The organism is Paraburkholderia sp. SIMBA_054 (genome assembly GCF_046534875.1).
Classification (GTDB): Bacteria; Pseudomonadota; Gammaproteobacteria; order Burkholderiales; family Burkholderiaceae; genus Paraburkholderia; species Paraburkholderia hospita.
Genome location: NZ_JAWRXV010000097.1, coordinates 1 through 14,725, shown reverse-complemented (window position 1 = coordinate 14,725; position 14,725 = coordinate 1). Strand labels below are relative to the sequence as shown.

12 protein-coding genes are annotated in these 14,725 nt (G+C 62.6%); 10 read left to right on the top strand and 2 right to left on the bottom strand.

Annotation, left to right across the window (positions count from 1 at the left end; genetic code table 11):
- Positions 1-41: 41 nt before the first annotated feature.
- The 6 genes from SB822_RS51600 to SB822_RS51575 all read left to right on the top strand — a co-directional run bounded on the left by SB822_RS51600 (position 42) and on the right by SB822_RS51575 (position 7,095).
- The gene (locus tag SB822_RS51600) at positions 42-593 is read left to right on the top strand and encodes a hypothetical protein (RefSeq protein ID WP_007590510.1); all 552 of its coding nucleotides are present in this window, start codon (positions 42-44) and stop codon (positions 591-593) included.
- 88 nt (positions 594-681) lie between these two features.
- Positions 682-2,100: a PelD GGDEF domain-containing protein gene (locus SB822_RS51595; RefSeq protein ID WP_410858409.1), complete on the top strand. Its 1,419-nt coding sequence runs from the start codon at positions 682-684 to the stop codon at positions 2,098-2,100.
- Complete coding sequence (locus SB822_RS51590; protein WP_410858408.1) at positions 2,093-3,145, top strand: tetratricopeptide repeat protein; 1,053 nt, start codon at positions 2,093-2,095, stop codon at positions 3,143-3,145. The genes SB822_RS51595 and SB822_RS51590 overlap by 8 nt, the downstream gene beginning before the upstream one ends.
- Positions 3,142-4,779 carry a GT4 family glycosyltransferase PelF gene (pelF, locus tag SB822_RS51585; protein WP_079499204.1) on the top strand — a complete coding sequence of 546 codons (1,638 nt, stop codon included), beginning with the start codon at positions 3,142-3,144 and terminating at the stop codon, positions 4,777-4,779. The genes SB822_RS51590 and pelF overlap by 4 nt, the downstream gene beginning before the upstream one ends.
- The gene (pelG, locus tag SB822_RS51580) at positions 4,779-6,152 is read left to right on the top strand and encodes an exopolysaccharide Pel transporter PelG (RefSeq protein WP_007590515.1); all 1,374 of its coding nucleotides are present in this window, start codon (positions 4,779-4,781) and stop codon (positions 6,150-6,152) included. The genes pelF and pelG overlap by 1 nt, the downstream gene beginning before the upstream one ends.
- A 7-nt stretch (positions 6,153-6,159) precedes the next feature.
- The gene (locus SB822_RS51575; RefSeq protein ID WP_410858407.1) at positions 6,160-7,095 is read left to right on the top strand and encodes an endo alpha-1,4 polygalactosaminidase; all 936 of its coding nucleotides are present in this window, start codon (positions 6,160-6,162) and stop codon (positions 7,093-7,095) included.
- Between the two features lie 32 nt (positions 7,096-7,127).
- Here the strand turns inward: SB822_RS51575 and SB822_RS51570 are convergent, their stop codons facing one another.
- Positions 7,128-7,751, bottom strand: coding sequence for a LysE/ArgO family amino acid transporter (locus SB822_RS51570; protein ID WP_007748881.1), 624 nt, complete (start codon positions 7,749-7,751; stop codon positions 7,128-7,130).
- Between the two features lie 97 nt (positions 7,752-7,848).
- Here SB822_RS51570 and SB822_RS51565 point away from each other — a divergent pair, with 97 nt between their 5' ends.
- A complete protein-coding gene (locus tag SB822_RS51565; protein ID WP_007590519.1) occupies positions 7,849-8,742 on the top strand; it encodes a LysR family transcriptional regulator ArgP in 894 nt (297 codons plus the stop codon).
- A 30-nt stretch (positions 8,743-8,772) separates the two neighbouring features.
- Here SB822_RS51565 and SB822_RS51560 read toward each other — a convergent pair whose 3' ends face one another.
- Positions 8,773-10,125: an NAD(P)/FAD-dependent oxidoreductase gene (locus tag SB822_RS51560; protein WP_410858406.1), complete on the bottom strand. Its 1,353-nt coding sequence runs from the start codon at positions 10,123-10,125 to the stop codon at positions 8,773-8,775.
- 128 nt (positions 10,126-10,253) lie between these two features.
- Between SB822_RS51560 and SB822_RS51555 the strand changes: the two genes are divergently transcribed.
- From SB822_RS51555 to SB822_RS51545, 3 genes are all read left to right on the top strand, one after another.
- On the top strand, positions 10,254-11,207 hold the full coding sequence (locus tag SB822_RS51555; protein ID WP_410858405.1) for a LysR family transcriptional regulator: 954 nt from the start codon (positions 10,254-10,256) through the stop codon (positions 11,205-11,207).
- Between the two features lie 259 nt (positions 11,208-11,466).
- Entirely contained in the window at positions 11,467-13,068 is a 1,602-nt protein-coding gene (locus SB822_RS51550) for a purine-cytosine permease family protein (RefSeq protein ID WP_410858404.1), read from the top strand.
- A gap of 61 nt (positions 13,069-13,129) precedes the next feature.
- A complete protein-coding gene (locus tag SB822_RS51545) occupies positions 13,130-14,521 on the top strand; it encodes an NAD(P)/FAD-dependent oxidoreductase (RefSeq protein ID WP_079486196.1) in 1,392 nt (463 codons plus the stop codon).
- The last annotated feature ends 204 nt before the right edge of the window (positions 14,522-14,725 follow it).

Here is a 14,725-nt window from a genome sequence, read left to right as displayed (position 1 = left end):
GGCGAATCGGGACGATAACGACATTTCTGAGGAGTGGTTCGATGAGCAACATCAACGGCTGGACACGTTTGATCAAGTGGGTAGCGGCAGCGGCCGCGTCGGCGCTGGTGCTGGGCGCATGCGGTTCGATTCGCCAGGCGGGTTCGCCTGCAATCGAATCGAAGGACTCCGTCGCCGTCGTGACGATGGCGAACTTCACGGAAACGCCGGCAGCGGGCAGCAGCGCCGCGGCGATTGCGGCGAATGCGCTGCGTCAGAACGGCTTTGCCGATGTGCGTCTCGCACCCGTCGATGCATCCGCGAACGCGATGTTCGACACCGCGCAGCGCGATATCGGCGAGAAGAAGCTCGCATGGGCGCGTGAGCAGCGCGTGAAGTACGTGCTGACGGGCGCTGTGGAAGAGTGGCGCTACAAGGTCGGCGTAGACGGCGAGCCCGTCGCGGGCGTGACGTTCGAGCTGATCGACGTGGCGTCGGGACAGGTCGTGTGGAGCGCGACGGGTTCGAAGAGCGGCTGGACGCGCTCGAGCCTGTCGAGCGTCGCGTCGTCGCTGATCGGCAGCCTGCTGTCGCCGCTGCGCACGCGCGGCTGATGGCGTCGCGCGTCTGTCATGTGCTTCGCGACATGCGCGCGGCAATCTGCAATACCAGTGCAACTCGACACGTGATGAGGAGTCGGCCGTGAATACCGTCACCGCGCAAAGCGCCGCCAGTGCCGCGGCGAAACCGCGCCAATCGAACCCGTTCGGCAACCTGAGCGCGTGGCGGCGCCTCGTCGCGCCCGCGGTGTCGCGTCCGTTTTCCATCGTGGAGACGGTCGTGTTCATCGGCGTGGTCTTCGCGGTTTCCTATACGCTCGATCGCAACGATCCGTTCCTGCTGCACACGGGCTTTCCGTGGCTGTGGTTCGCGCCGCTGATCGTCGCGCTGCGTTACGGCACGCTGCTCGGCCTGCTCGGCTGCGCGATGCTGATCGGCGCATACCAAGTGTTGACTCAGGTGCTGATGCAGGGCAGCACGGCCGCGTGGCCGACGCTGTTCTTCACGGGCGGCGTGCTGCAGACCATCGTCGCGGGCCACTTCGGCGATACGTGGGGCAGCCGCGCGCAGCGCGCGAACGCGATCAACGACTATCTGAACGACCGGCTCGTCGCGATCACGAACAGTCACTATCTGATGCGCCTGTCGCACGAGCGCCTCGAAAAGGACCTGTTGGCGAAGCCAACCACGCTGCGTGATTCGATTACCGAGCTGCGCCGCATTTCCGTCGCGCATGGTCTCGACACGAAGCCGCGCAGTTCCGGCGACATGCCCGGCACGCGCGAGCTGCTCGAATTCGTCGCGCAGGCCTGCCAGATCGAAGTGGCTGCGCTGTATCCCGTGCATGACGGCAAGGTGGGGCGCGACGCGCTCGCGCATATCGGCGATACGTTCGACTTCGATCCGCGCGACGAACTCGTGCAGCGCGCGCTCGAAACACGTGCCGTTGCGCATCTGAAGAGCGAAGAGCGGCCGGTGACGAACACGCATCTGCTGGTGTGCGCGCCGCTGATTTCCGCCGACGGCACCATGCTCGCGATGCTCGCTATCCGCCGCATGCCGTTCCTGTCGCTGAATTTCGACAATCTGCAACTGCTGCTCGTGCTGCTCGGCTACTACGCTGACGGCGTCGAGCACTCGCAGCAGGTGCGCGATATCCAGCACGCGGTGCCCGATTGCCCGTACGAATTCGCACTCGACGTGAGCCGGCTCACGCGGCTCGAACGCTCGGCCGGCATCACGTCGTCGCTGGTGGCGCTCGTGTTCCCGCATGACGATGCCGGCGATTCGTTCTTCGAGCACGTGATGCGCCGCCGTCGTTCGCTCGACCTGATGTGGCCGGTGAAATCGGCGGGGCAGTCGGTGCTGCTGAACCTGATGCCCGCAACCGACGCGACGGGCGTCGACGGCTACCTTGCGCGGATCGAATCGAGCCTGCGCGCGCAGTTCAATCTCGACCTCGAAGGCGCGCGCATCGGCGTGCACACGCTGCATCTGGGCGGCGACGAGCCGGGCGCGGCATTGAAGCGTCTTCTTCTGCGTAGTGGTCTCGATGGATAAGGCCACTGCAAACCGCTCCAGCGGCGGCGGGTTCGTGGCCGCACTGGTCGCCGTGCTCGCGGCGTTCGGCATCGTCATCGTCGCCGGCATTCAGTGCGTGGGCATCGTGTACTTCGCGAATACGCCCACCGCGTACGATCCGCTGCTGCCCGCCGTTGCGTTCAACATCGTGTGCGGCGTGCTGCAGGCGCTCCTGTTCCGCCTGCTGCTGCCGCTGCGTTATCGCGAGCCGCGCGCATGGAGCTTGCTGCTGCTCGGCCTTGCGTGCACGTTCGTGCCGCTGCTCGGCGGCCTCGTCGTGCTGGTGAGCTGCATCTGGGCGGCATGCTATCCGGCCTCGCATGCGGACGACGAGATGGGTGACGTGCCCGCGCCCGAGTTCGTCACGTATCTGATGTCGCGTGTCTCGCACGGTGGCGGCGCGCGCTTGCAGGCGCGGCTCGTGAACACGAAGGTCGCGGCAGCCGATCGCCTGTCGGCGCTCGTCGCGATCCAGAGCATGCCAACCCGCACGACGGGCACGCTGCTGCGCGATCTGCTCGCGGACCCGGTCGAAGACGTGCGTCTGATTGCGTACGGCACGCTGGATCAGGCGGAAAACGATGTGACGCAGCGCATTTTCCATGCAGGGAAGGCGCTGGAGTCGGCGCAGTCGGAAGGCGATCGTCATGCGATCAACCGGCAACTCGCCGAGCTGTATTTCGAGCTGATCTATCAAAACCTCGTGCAGGGTGTCGTCTATCGACACACGCTCGAACAGGCCGACCGCCATGCGCGCGCGGCGCTCGAGATCGACGCCAGCGACGCCGCGCTGTGGATGATCCGCGGCCGCCTTGCACTGACCAACGGCGCCGCCGACGAAGCCGCGCAGCATATGGACCGCGCGCAATCACTCGGTTTCCCGCGCGAGCGCCTGGTGCCGTGGCTTGCCGAAGTCGAATATCTGCGCGGCGATTATGCGCGCGTGTCCGAACTGCTCGCGTCGCTTGGCAATGCCGCGACGCTGCCGATGCTCAAACCTGTTGCGCGTTACTGGTCCACATGAAACCGTCACTGATGCGCCGCGCTGCGGACGCCGATGTCTGCCTGCTGCTCGAAGGCACGTTCCCGTATGTGCGCGGCGGCGTGTCGAGCTGGGTCAATGAAATGCTCCGCTCGTATCCGGAGATCCGCTTTGCGATTGCTTTCATTGGCAGCCGCGAAGAGGATTACAAGGCGGCTGCCTACGCGCTGCCCGACAACGTCGTGCACTTCGAGGCGCACTATCTGTACGAGACGTCCGGTGCGGACGATCAGGCGGCGCGCGAAATTCCCGGCGATGCGCAGGCGTTCGCGCAATCGGCGGCGCTGCACGAAGCCTGGCGCAACGGCGGCGAAGTCGATGCCGGCGCGCTGATGGCCGACATGGTGCAACTGATCGGCGACAAGGCGCCGCTCAGCGAGGAACAGTTCCTGACGAGCCGCGCGGCGTGGGACTTTATCGTCGATCAGTATCACCGCTATTGCACGGATCCGTCGTTCACCGATTACTTCTGGACCGTGCGGATCATGCACAAGCCGCTGTGGCAGCTCGCGCGCGTCGCCGAGCAATTGCCGCCTGCGAAGGTCTATCACACGGTGTCGACGGGTTATGCGGGCTTTCTGGGCGCCTTGCTGCACTATCGGACGGGGCGGCCGCTGCTCGTGTCCGAGCACGGCATCTATACGAAAGAGCGCAAGATCGATCTGCTGCAAAGCCAGTGGATTCGCGACAACCGCGGCGCGTTCGAACGCGACATCTCGAAGATCAGCTATTTCCGCGAACTGTGGGTGCGCTTCTTCGAGGCGCTCGGCAAGCTCGCCTATGACGCCGCCGACGATATCGTCGCGCTGTACGAAGCGAACCGTCAGCGGCAGATCACGGACGGCGCGCAAGCCGCGCGCACGCGCAACATTCCGAACGGCGTGGACGTCGACGGTCTCGCGCCGCTCGTCGACAAGCGCGCCGTGCGGCCGCGCAACGTGGTCGCGCTGATCGGCCGCGTGGTGCCGATCAAGGACATCAAGACCTACATTCGCGCGCTCTTCATCGCGTCGCGCGCGATGCCGGATATCGAAGGGTGGATCGTCGGACCTGAAGAAGAAGATCCGTCGTACGCGCAGGAATGTCGCGCGCTCGCGGAAAGCCTCGGTCTTGCGAACAACGTGAAGTTTCTTGGCTTCCAGCGCATCGACGAAATTCTGCCGAAGGTCGACGTGCTCGCGCTGACGTCGATCAGCGAGGCCTTGCCGCTCGTCGTGCTGGAAGGCTTCGCGGCGGGCATCCCGTCGATCACGACGGATGTGGGTTCGTGCCGGCAGCTGATCGAAGGCTACGGCGACGAGGATCGCGCATTGGGCGCGGCGGGCAGCGTGGTGCCGATCGCTAATCCCGCTGCGTTCGCGCAAGCTGTGCTCGATCTGCTCGGCGACGAGCCGCGCTGGCTTGCAGCGCAACAGGCGGGACTGGCGCGCGTGCGGCGTTTCTATACGAAGGCGCAGATGATCGATCAATATCGTGTGCTGTATCAGCGTTTGATGGCGGCGCCTTCGCAAGTCAAAGCCACTGAAGGCAAGCAGGGCGGCGGCTGTCCGATGCATGCGGGCAGGGCTGCAGCGGCACAGCCGGCACAGTCGTCACAGACGGAAGGGGTGCGCTGATGGCTGGCATTGGTTTCGAGCTTCGCAAGATCCTGAAGCGGCAGACGCTGTTCGGCGTCGCACGCGCTTACGCGTATGCGGGGCTGATCAGTTCCGGTCCGCTGATCCTGTCGATCTTCGGCATTCTGATCATCGGCGTGATGAGTCTCGCGTTCGTGATACCGAAGTACGCGATCGTGCAGTTCCAGGTGTCGGTGACTTATCTGATCGCGTGCAGTCTGATCCTCACGGGGCCGCTGCAACTGTCGTTCACGCGCTTCATTTCCGACCGGATCTTCGAGAAGCGTGACGACCTCGTGCTGTCGAACTACAACGGCGTCGTGCTGGTTTCGACGGCGGCGTCGGGCGTGCTCGGCGTACTCGCGGTCGCGTTCGGGTTTCGCGGCGAGCCGCTGATGTACCGGCTGCTGATGGTGGCGGGCTTCGTCGTCGTCAGCAACATCTGGATCGCGGTGATCTTTCTGTCGAGCGTGAAGCAGTACCGGCAGATTCTCTTTGTGTTCGCGATCGGCTACGGCTGCACCGTCGCGTTCGCGTTGATGCTCAATACGCATGGCTTGTCGGGTTTGCTTGGCGGCTTCGTCGCCGGGCATGTCGTGCTGCTCGCGGGTTTGTCGGGGCTCATCTATCGCAACTATCGCAGCCCGCGCTTCATCTCGTTCGAGGTGTTCCAGAAGCGCTTCGCGTATCCGAGCCTCGCGATGGTCGGCTTCCTGTTCAACCTCGGCGTGTGGCTCGACAAGTTCATGTTCTGGTACGCACCGGGCACGGGGTCGAAAGTGATCGGGCCGCTGAATGCGTCCGTCATTTACGACATTCCCGTTTTCATCGCCTACGTGTGCGTGATGCCGGGCATGGCGACGTTCCTCGTACGCATCGAAGCGGATTTCGTCGAATACTACGACCGCTTCTACGACGCCGTGCGCAGCGGCGCGACGCTGCGCCATATCAACGACATGCGCGACATGATGGTCGGCAGCGTGCGCGCGGGCCTGTATGAGATCGTGAAGATTCAGGCCGTCGTGCTGCTGCTGATTCTCGCGTTCGGCCATCTGGTGCTCGATGCGCTCGGCATTTCGTCGCTGTATATGCCGCTGATGATGGTCGACGTGATCGCCGCGAGCCTGCAGGTGTTGCTGCTCGGCCTGCTGAACGTGTTCTTCTATCTCGACGCACGGCGCACCGTGTTGCGTCTGTGTCTTGCGTTCGTGCTGTTGAACGGTATCCTGACGGGTATTACGCTGTACATGCAGCCGGATTATTATGGTTATGGCTTCGCGCTGACGCTGCTGATTCTCGTCGCTGCCGCCGTGCAACTCCTGGATCGCAAGTTCAGCAAGCTCGAATACGAAACTTACATGCTGCGCAACTGAACGGTTTATGACAGCCAGCTCGTTCGCCCGTCTGGGCGTTTCGTGGATCGTCGTCGCTTGCGCGGCGGTGGTCATCCTGTTGCTGTCGGTTGCGTGGGTGCGGCCCGCGCTGGCCGCCTGCAAGCGGGCTTCGTCGACGGGGATCGGGGCGGTTGCGTTCTTCTACGGCGCGAACGTGCAGGCCGAGCGCTTCGAACCGTTCGATACCGTGGTGATCGAACCCGACAGCGGTTTCGATCCGCGCGCGCATACGGCGCATTGTCCGAACTGGTACGCGTATGTGAGTGTCGGCGAAGTGACGAAAGAGCGCGCGTACTACGCGAAGATGCCGAAGACGTGGTTCGCGGGCAGCAATGCGGCGTGGGCGTCGACGGTCGTCGATCAGAGCGCTTCGGGATGGCCCGCGTTTTTCGTCGACCAGATCATCAAGCCGCTGTGGGAACGCGGCTATCGCGGCTTTTTTCTCGATACGCTGGATTCGTATCAACTCGTCGCGAAGACGGACGCCGAACGGACGCAGCAGCAGGCGGGCATTGGCGCGGTGTTGCGCGAATTGAAGGCCCGCTATCCGCAAGCGCGGCTGATACTGAACCGGGGCTTTGAAATCCTGCCGCAGGTACACGATCAGGTTGCGGCCGTCGCGTTCGAATCGCTGTTCGGCCGCTGGGATCAGGCGAATCAGCGTTACGACGAAGTGCCCGGCAACGACCGCGAATGGCTGCTTGCCCGGGCGCGCGAGATACACGAGTGCTACAGCCTGCCCGTCATTTCGATCGATTATTGCCCGCCGGAAGATGAAGCGTGCCGCCGTGAGATCGTGCAGAAGATCAGCGCGCTCGGCATCGTGCCGTATGTGGCCGACGGCGGGTTGCAGACCATCGGCATGAGCCACTCGATCATCAAAGACGCCGAGCCGCTCACGAAGGTCTCGCTCACGCGCTGAACGGCGGGTTCGCGTATCAGCGCATCAACGAATCAGCGCAACTGCGTGACGGCCAGCAGCAACACCATGCTGCCGATCGCGCCATCCAGCACGCGCCAGGCAGTGGCGCGCTTGAACAGCGGCGCAAGCGCGCGCGCTCCATAGCCCAATGCAACGAACCAGATCGCGCTGACGGCCATTGCGCCGACCGCGAACGCGGCGCGCGAGCCTTGCGCTTCACGCGCACCTGCCGTGCCGATCAACAAAAAAGTGTCCAGATACACGTGCGGATTGAGCCACGTGAACGCGAGCGTCATCAGCACGATGGGTAACGCGCGTTGCGCGGGCGGCGCGGTGCCGGCTTTCGCATCGGTATCGAGGGTGGCATGGCCGGGGCGCACCGCGCGCACCAGCGCGCTGATGCCGAACCACGCGAGATAGGCGAGACCCACGTACAGCAGCGCATGGATAAAGGTCGGATAGCGCTCGACGAGCACTGACGCGCCACCGACACCCGCGCCGATCAGCAGGATATCCGACAGCGCGCACAGCAGCACGATCTTGCCGATATGCGAGCGCATGATGCCTTGACGGAGCACGAACGCGTTTTGCGCGCCGATAGTGACGATCAACGAGGCGCACAACGCGGCGCCATGCGAAAAAGCCAGCCAGTTCATGATGGTGTGATGGGAGAGAATGAATCGGATGCGTGAGTGTGCCGTCGTCGATAGAATAAGAGAAACTAATTTCCGTAACGCCGATTAAGGAACGCTAATGCTCGACTATGCTTTGCTGGATGCACTTGCGGCCGTCGTGCGTCACGGCTCGTTCGACCGCGCGGCTGCGGCGCTGAATGTGACGCCTTCCGCTGTGTCGCAGCGGGTGAAACTGCTGGAGGAGCGCGTCGGCAGCGTGCTCGTCAAGCGCGGGCAGCCGTGCACGGCGACCCGCTCGGGCGCGCTGCTGTGCAGGCACACGGAGCGTGTGCTATTGCTGGAAGCGGAACTCAATGGGCGCATGCCTGAGTTGCCCGGCGCGCTGCTCGAACCGTGGCCGACCTTGCGCGTCGCGGTCAACGACGACAGCGTCGGCACTTGGTTTATCGACGCCGTCGCGGACTTTTGCGCGGAGCGCGGCATGCTGCTCGATCTGGTGATCGACGATCAGGACCATACAGCGCAGCGGATTCGCGACGGCAGCGTGCAGGGCGCGGTGACGACGCAGTCGGAGCCGGTGCAGGGCTGCCGCTCGACGCGTCTGGGGCGCATGCGTTACCGCGCCGTCTGCACGCCCGCCTTTTATGAGCGCTATTTCAGCGAAGGCATCAGTCGCGACACGCTGCGCGGCGCGCCCTGCGTCGACTTCAATCCAAAAGATCAGCTGCAAAAGCGCTTCGTACACAAGATCACGCGTGGCGAAATCGATGCGCCGACGCACTGGATTCCGCACGTATCCGGTTTCTTGCGCGCGTGCGCGACGGGGATGGGTTGGGGCATGTGCCCGGAGCGGATGATCGCCGCGCAACTGGAAAGCGGCGAACTGATCGACATGGCGCCGGGCAAGCATCTCGACGTCGATCTGTATTGGCAGAGCTGGCGGCTGTCGATCGGTTGGCTCGACGACTTCGGGGCCGCGTTGCGCAAGCGGTCCGCCGAGTTTCTCGACTGATCGCCTGCTGTTCTGTACGTGACCCTCGGCTCAATGCAGCCGGATCACGGGATGCACGCGGCGCCGCAGCCAATGGCTCGCCGTATCGAGCGCCATGCGCGCGAAGCCGGTGACCGTCATCACGTGCCGGCGGTAGATCAGCCGGTACACGACGGTGGCGAGCCAGCCGTCGACGAACACAGGCCGCTCGCGCAGGCCGCTCAGGCTGCCGATCGTGCCGACATCGCCGAACCCGACCAGCGTGCCCGCATCGCGATACGTGAACTCAGGCAGCGCTTCGCCGCCGACATGGCACTTCAGCGCGCGTGCCAGGAACATCGCCTGCTGATGCGCGACCTGGGCGCGCGGCGCGAGAAAGCCATCCGCGTGCGAAGGGCAGGCCGCGCAATCGCCGAGCGCGAAGACGTTCGCATCCTTCGTGGTTTGCAATGTGCGCGTCACGAGCACTTGCGCATTGCGGTTCACGTCGATGCCGTCGAGCACACGCAACACAGGCGGCCCGGCGATGCCCGCGGTCCAGATTGCGATGTCGCTCGGCAGATGCTGGCCGTCGTGGGTGAGCACGGCATCCGCGCGTACTTCCGTCACACGTGTAGTCGTGAGCACTTCGACGCCGAGACCGCCGAGTATCCGCTGCGCGCGCGCTGAAATACGTTGCGACAGCGCGGGCAACACACGCTCCGTGCCTTCGATCAACCTGATGCGGAAGTCGCGCTCCGGGTCGAGTGCGAAAAGGCTGTAGCGATGCATCAAACGAATGCTGTCGCGCAACGCCGCTGCAAGCTCGACGCCGGTCGCGCCCGCGCCGACGATATTGATCGACACCGGCTGCACCTGCTGCGCACCGCTCACGCGCCGCACATGATTCGCCCGCGTGCAGGCGTCGAGCAACTTGCGGCGGAACGATTCCGCGTGCGTGACGGACTCCAGCGGCAGCGCATGTTGTTCCGCGCCCTTGACGCCGAAGTAGTTGGTCACACTGCCGAGCGCCAGCACGAGCGTATCGAACGCGATGTGACGCGCGGGGAGCACTTCGCGGCCGTTGTCATCACGCGTTGCGCTGATCGTGATGTGACGCTGTGCGCGATCGAGCGATTGCAGCGCACCCTGCTCGAACTCGAAGCCGTGACGCCGCGCCTGCACCGCGAATTGCAGCTGATGCGTGGCGGGATCGATCTGGCCTGACGCGGCTTCGTGCAGCAGCGGCTTCCAGAAGTGCGTCGGCGAGCGGTCGACGAGGACGACTTGCGCGTGCCCGCTCTTGCCGAGCGATTCGCCAAGACGCGTTGCGAGTCCCAGTCCACCCACGCCGCCGCCAACGACGACGATTCGGTGCGGCGCAGTTCGTGTGCTACTTGCGGTGTGTCGATCGATCGAGGTCATGATGCGTACTCTCCTGAAACGTTTTCAATGCGGATTCATGCGTGAACATCATCAGTGAGGTCGAGTATAGAATTGAGCGAAACCGCAGCACAATTTAATGTTTGTACAGAACATATAGGTTTTCACTTATGTTAAAGGCGGCGACGTTTCGTCAATTGAAGGCGCTTCATACGGTGGCGAAGCTTGGCAGCGTGTCGGGCGCGGCGGAGGAATTGCGGTTGACGCAGCCCGCCGTGTCGCTGCAAATCCGCCTGCTGGAAGACTCTGCGGGCGCGCCGCTCCTGCAGCGCGTGGGGCGTGGCGTGCAACTGACGGCAGCGGGCGAAATACTCGCGCGCTATGCACTCGAAATTCTCGACCTGTGGAACGGCGCCGCCGACGATCTCGCCGCGTTGCACGGCGAACAGGGCGGCACGCTTCGCATCGGCGCGATCACGACGGCCGAGTACCTGATCCCGCCGTTTCTCGTGCGCTTTACGGAAGCGCGTCCGCAAGTGAAGGTGCAATTCAAGGTCGGCAATCGCGCGGACATCATCCGTATGCTCGCGACGCATGAAATCGATCTCGCCGTGATGGGCAGCCCGCCGCGTGAATTGCGCACGGTCGCTACCGCGTTCGCGAAGCATCCGATGGCGTTCGTCGCGTCACCTTCGAATGCGCTGATGAAGAAGAAGCGCCTTACACTCGGCGATCTGGAATCGGCGAACCTGTTCGTGCGCGAGCGCGGCTCCGGCACGCGCTCGACGGTCGAAAACCTGTTCAGGCAGGCGGGTCACAAGCTTCATATCGGTTCCGAGCTGTCGAGCAACGAGGCGATCAAGCAACTGGTGGAAGCGGGGCTCGGCATTTCGTTTCTGTCGCTGCACGCGTGCTCGCTGGAATTTCAGGCGGGGTTGCTGGCGCTGCTGCCGCTACCCGACAATCCGATCGAACGCGACTGGTACGTGATGCATGTGTCGGATAAGCGTCTGCCGCATGTCGCGAGCCTGTTCCGCGACTTTCTGATCGAACAGGGCACGAAGGGCAGCGTGCCGATTCCGATGCCTGCCGTTGCGGCCGCGAGGAAGCGCCGCCGTACCTGAAATCTGCCGATTCTTTTCGACGTTTTGCACGTCGCAAGCTGCTTTCGAGACTTTCAGCGACGCCGCTATCTGCTTGAGAAGCCTTACTGGATAAGGAATTCCGCTTACATCGACTTATATCGAAGTAAAGGTTGCGCCGACGATATTTTTGCCCGAATTGTTTCTCTTTACAGTGGCGACCAGACATTCGTTATAAAGCGGACGCCACCAGCCAGTAGCGAGCCGCGTGATTTCCCTGGCCGTCAGAGGAGTCGGAGACATGAGCAGCAGCCCCACCGAGAGCAACAACAGCAGTATCACAACCGTCGAGACCTTCGGTTTCGAACGCATTCCCGACGCGTCCCGCTATGCGCGGCCCATCGACCTGTTCCGCCTGCTGTTCGGAGGCTGCAATACGTTTTCCACTTCGGTGCTCGGCAGTTTTCCCGTGCTGCTCGGCCTGTCGTTCTGGGCAGGCGTCGCGTCGATCGTGATCGGCGTGCTGGTCGGCTCGTGCATTCTTGCGCCGATGAGCCTGTTTGGCATGCGCAACGGCACGAACGATCCTGTTTCGTCCGGCGGCCACTTTGGTATTCATGGACGGATCGTTGGCTCGTTTCTCGCGCTGCTGACGTCCGTCGCGTTCTTCTCGCTCGCCGTGTGGAGCTCGGGCGATGCGCTCGTGGGCGGCGCGAATCATCTGCTCGGTTTGCCTGTGAACGGCTTTACGCTGAGCGCCGCGTACGGCGTCTTCGCGGTGCTCGTGTTGACGGTGTGTATCTACGGCTTTCGCTTCATGCTGTGGGTCAACAAGATTGCAGTGTGGACGGCGAGTTTGCTGTTCATCGCGGGCATCTTCGCGTTCGCCGGTCCGTTCGACAGCCACTACGCCGGCAAGTTTGCGATGGGTGCTGTCGGCTTCTGGCCGGCGTTCGTGAGCGCGGTGCTCGTCGCGCTGAGCAATCCCGTTTCGTTTGCATCGACGATGGGCGACTGGGCGCGCTACATTCCGCAGAACACGCCGAAGCATCGCACGATGCTTGCCGTGATGGTCGCGCAGATTGCCACCTTCGTGCCGTTCTTCTTCGGCCTCGCGACGGCGACGATCATCGCGCAGAAGGCGCCTGACTTTATCGCGTCGAACAACTACGTCGGCGGATTGCTGGCGATCTCGCCGAACTGGTTCTTTCTCCCTGTGTGCCTGATCGCGATCATCGGCGGCATGTCGACGGGTACGACGGCGCTGTACGGCACGGGCCTCGACATGTCGAGCATGTTCCCGAAGCTGCTCAACCGCGTGCGTGCGACGTTCCTGATCGGCTGTGCTGCGATCGGCTTCATCTTTCTCGGGCGCTTCGTGTTCAACCTCGTGGAAAGCGTGTCGACGTTCTCGGTGCTCATCAATACATGCAGCTGCCCGTGGATGGTGATCATGATCATCGGCTACGTGACGCGCCGCGGCTTCTATCTGTCCGACGATCTGCAGGTGTTCAATCGCGGCGGACGCGGCGGCCACTACTGGTTCACGCACGGCTGGAACTGGCGCGCGATGGGCGCCTGGGTTCCGAGCGCGCTGACGGGCCTGTGCTTCGTCAATCTGCCGGATCAGTTCGTCGGCCCGCTCGGCGAGCTTGCGGGTGGCCTCGATATCAGCTTGCCTGTTGCGTTGACGATGGCTTGCACGCTGTACGTGACGCTGCTGCAATGCTTCCCTGAGCCGGATGGTGTGTATGGACCGCAAGGCCGACGATGGCTGCGCGGCAGCCACAAGGCCACGCATGCGCGGATCAAGGTGGTCGAGCCGCGCACGGCGGAAGGCATGCGAGGCAACAGGATGACGGCGCCGCGCGAAGAAGTATTCGACACGCAGGACGCAGCGTAATAAAAGAGAGCATGCCGCTGGCGGCATCATTTACAAAGATTGGAATAGAGCAGGTGAGAAGATGAGCGACTCAGTTAAACGCGCATTCGAGGGTGTCAAGCTGTTTCCGTTCTGGCTGGACAATCCGGCGGCGCCTGCCGTCGAACGCGAGTTGATCGGGCCGACCACGGCCGATCTCGTGATCGTCGGCGGCGGCTTTACGGGTTTGTGGGCAGCCATTCAGGCGAAGGAGAACGATCCTCGTCTTGACGTCGTGCTGATCGAAGCGGGCAAGGTTGCGTATGGTGCGTCGGGCCGTCCGGGCGGGATTATTTCGACGTCCGTGATGCACGGGCTGCCGAATGCGACGCGTGTGTTCCCGAAGGATCTCGATGTGCTCGAGCGTCTGGGCCAGGAGAACCTCGACGGCTTCAAGGAATCACTCGTGCGTTATGGCATCGAAGCCGATGTCGAATGGAATGGCGAGATGACGGTGGCCGTCGACGAGAAGCACCTCGACCATTTGCAGAATGACTTCGAACTGCATGTGTCGCATGGGCATGACGTGGTATTGCTCGATAGTGAGAAGGCTCGAGAGCAACTGGATTCGCCGTTGTTTGCAGGTGCGATGTGGTCGCGCAATCGTAGTGGGACGATTCATCCGGCGAAGCTTGCTTGGGGGCTCAAGGCGGCTGCCTTGAAACTCGGCGTGCGGCTGTATGAGCATTCGCCGTTGACGCGTCTTGAAGACGCTGGCAAGAAGATGATTGTGTACACGCAGGCGGGACGGATTGATACGCCGCGTGTGTTGCTCGGCACGGGTACTGCGAATGTTGGCGTGACGGATATCAACCGGCGTGTGATGCAGGTGCGTGATCACATCATCGCGACGAGTCCGCTGACGGAAGAGCAGATGGCGCGCATTGGCTGGAAGAACCGCCAGGGCGTGTATGACACGCGTACGCAGCTCAATTATTTTCGTCTCACGAAGGATAATCGGATCATTTTTGGCGGGCGCGTTAGTTATCACTTTGGTGGCGATAACAATCCTGCGCAGGATCGCGATGAGCGGACTTATTACAAACTCGCTGAGGCTTTTTATCGGACGTTCCCGCAGCTGGATGATGTGAAGTTCACGCATGCGTGGGGTGGGCCGATTGATTACTGTTCTCGGGGTTCTGTTTTTGCGCGTAAGTATCACGGTGGGAAGACTGTGTTCGTTGCTGGGTATACCGGGTTTGGTGTTGCCGGGAGCCGGTTCGGCGCGAGGATGGGGCTTGAAATGCTCTGGAATCGCGATACGTTGATCACTTCGCTTGATATCTCGCGGAAGGGGCCTTCGTATATTCCGCCAGAGCCTGTGCGGTGGATCGCTGCCAAGATCACTTTTAATGCTTTTGATGGGGCGGATGATCGGGGTGGATGGCGGAGGTGGTGGATTAATTCCATTAAGGCGCTTGGGTTTCCGATGTAAGTTTTTTTGTCTTGCGGCGCTGGGTGGTCTGCTTTGGTTTGCGCTGGCATCCGCGATTTTTTGTCGTGCTTCAGGCGTCGCCATTCGGTGTTTTGGACTTTGCGCCGGCATCCGCGTGATGACTTACCCGTTCACGCGTCGCCCCTGTGCGGGGCGGCACCTACTTTTCTTTGCCGCCGCAAAGAAAAGTAGGCAAAAGAAAGC

Bases quoted from the DNA above. Each gene is read 5' to 3' on its own strand.
- SB822_RS51600 (WP_007590510.1), top strand. From the start codon at position 42: ATGAGCAACATCAACGGCTGGACACGTTTGATCAAGTGGGTAGCGGCA.
- pelG (WP_007590515.1), top strand. From the start codon at position 4,779: ATGGCTGGCATTGGTTTCGAGCTTCGCAAGATCCTGAAGCGGCAGACG.
- SB822_RS51565 (WP_007590519.1), top strand. From the start codon at position 7,849: ATGCTCGACTATGCTTTGCTGGATGCACTTGCGGCCGTCGTGCGTCAC.
- SB822_RS51575 (WP_410858407.1), top strand. From the start codon at position 6,160: ATGACAGCCAGCTCGTTCGCCCGTCTGGGCGTTTCGTGGATCGTCGTC.
- SB822_RS51545 (WP_079486196.1), top strand. From the start codon at position 13,130: ATGAGCGACTCAGTTAAACGCGCATTCGAGGGTGTCAAGCTGTTTCCG.
- SB822_RS51590 (WP_410858408.1), top strand. From the start codon at position 2,093: ATGGATAAGGCCACTGCAAACCGCTCCAGCGGCGGCGGGTTCGTGGCC.
- SB822_RS51560 (WP_410858406.1), bottom strand. From the start codon at position 10,125: ATGACCTCGATCGATCGACACACCGCAAGTAGCACACGAACTGCGCCG.
- SB822_RS51570 (WP_007748881.1), bottom strand. From the start codon at position 7,751: ATGAACTGGCTGGCTTTTTCGCATGGCGCCGCGTTGTGCGCCTCGTTG.
- SB822_RS51555 (WP_410858405.1), top strand. From the start codon at position 10,254: ATGTTAAAGGCGGCGACGTTTCGTCAATTGAAGGCGCTTCATACGGTG.
- SB822_RS51550 (WP_410858404.1), top strand. From the start codon at position 11,467: ATGAGCAGCAGCCCCACCGAGAGCAACAACAGCAGTATCACAACCGTC.
- pelF (WP_079499204.1), top strand. From the start codon at position 3,142: ATGAAACCGTCACTGATGCGCCGCGCTGCGGACGCCGATGTCTGCCTG.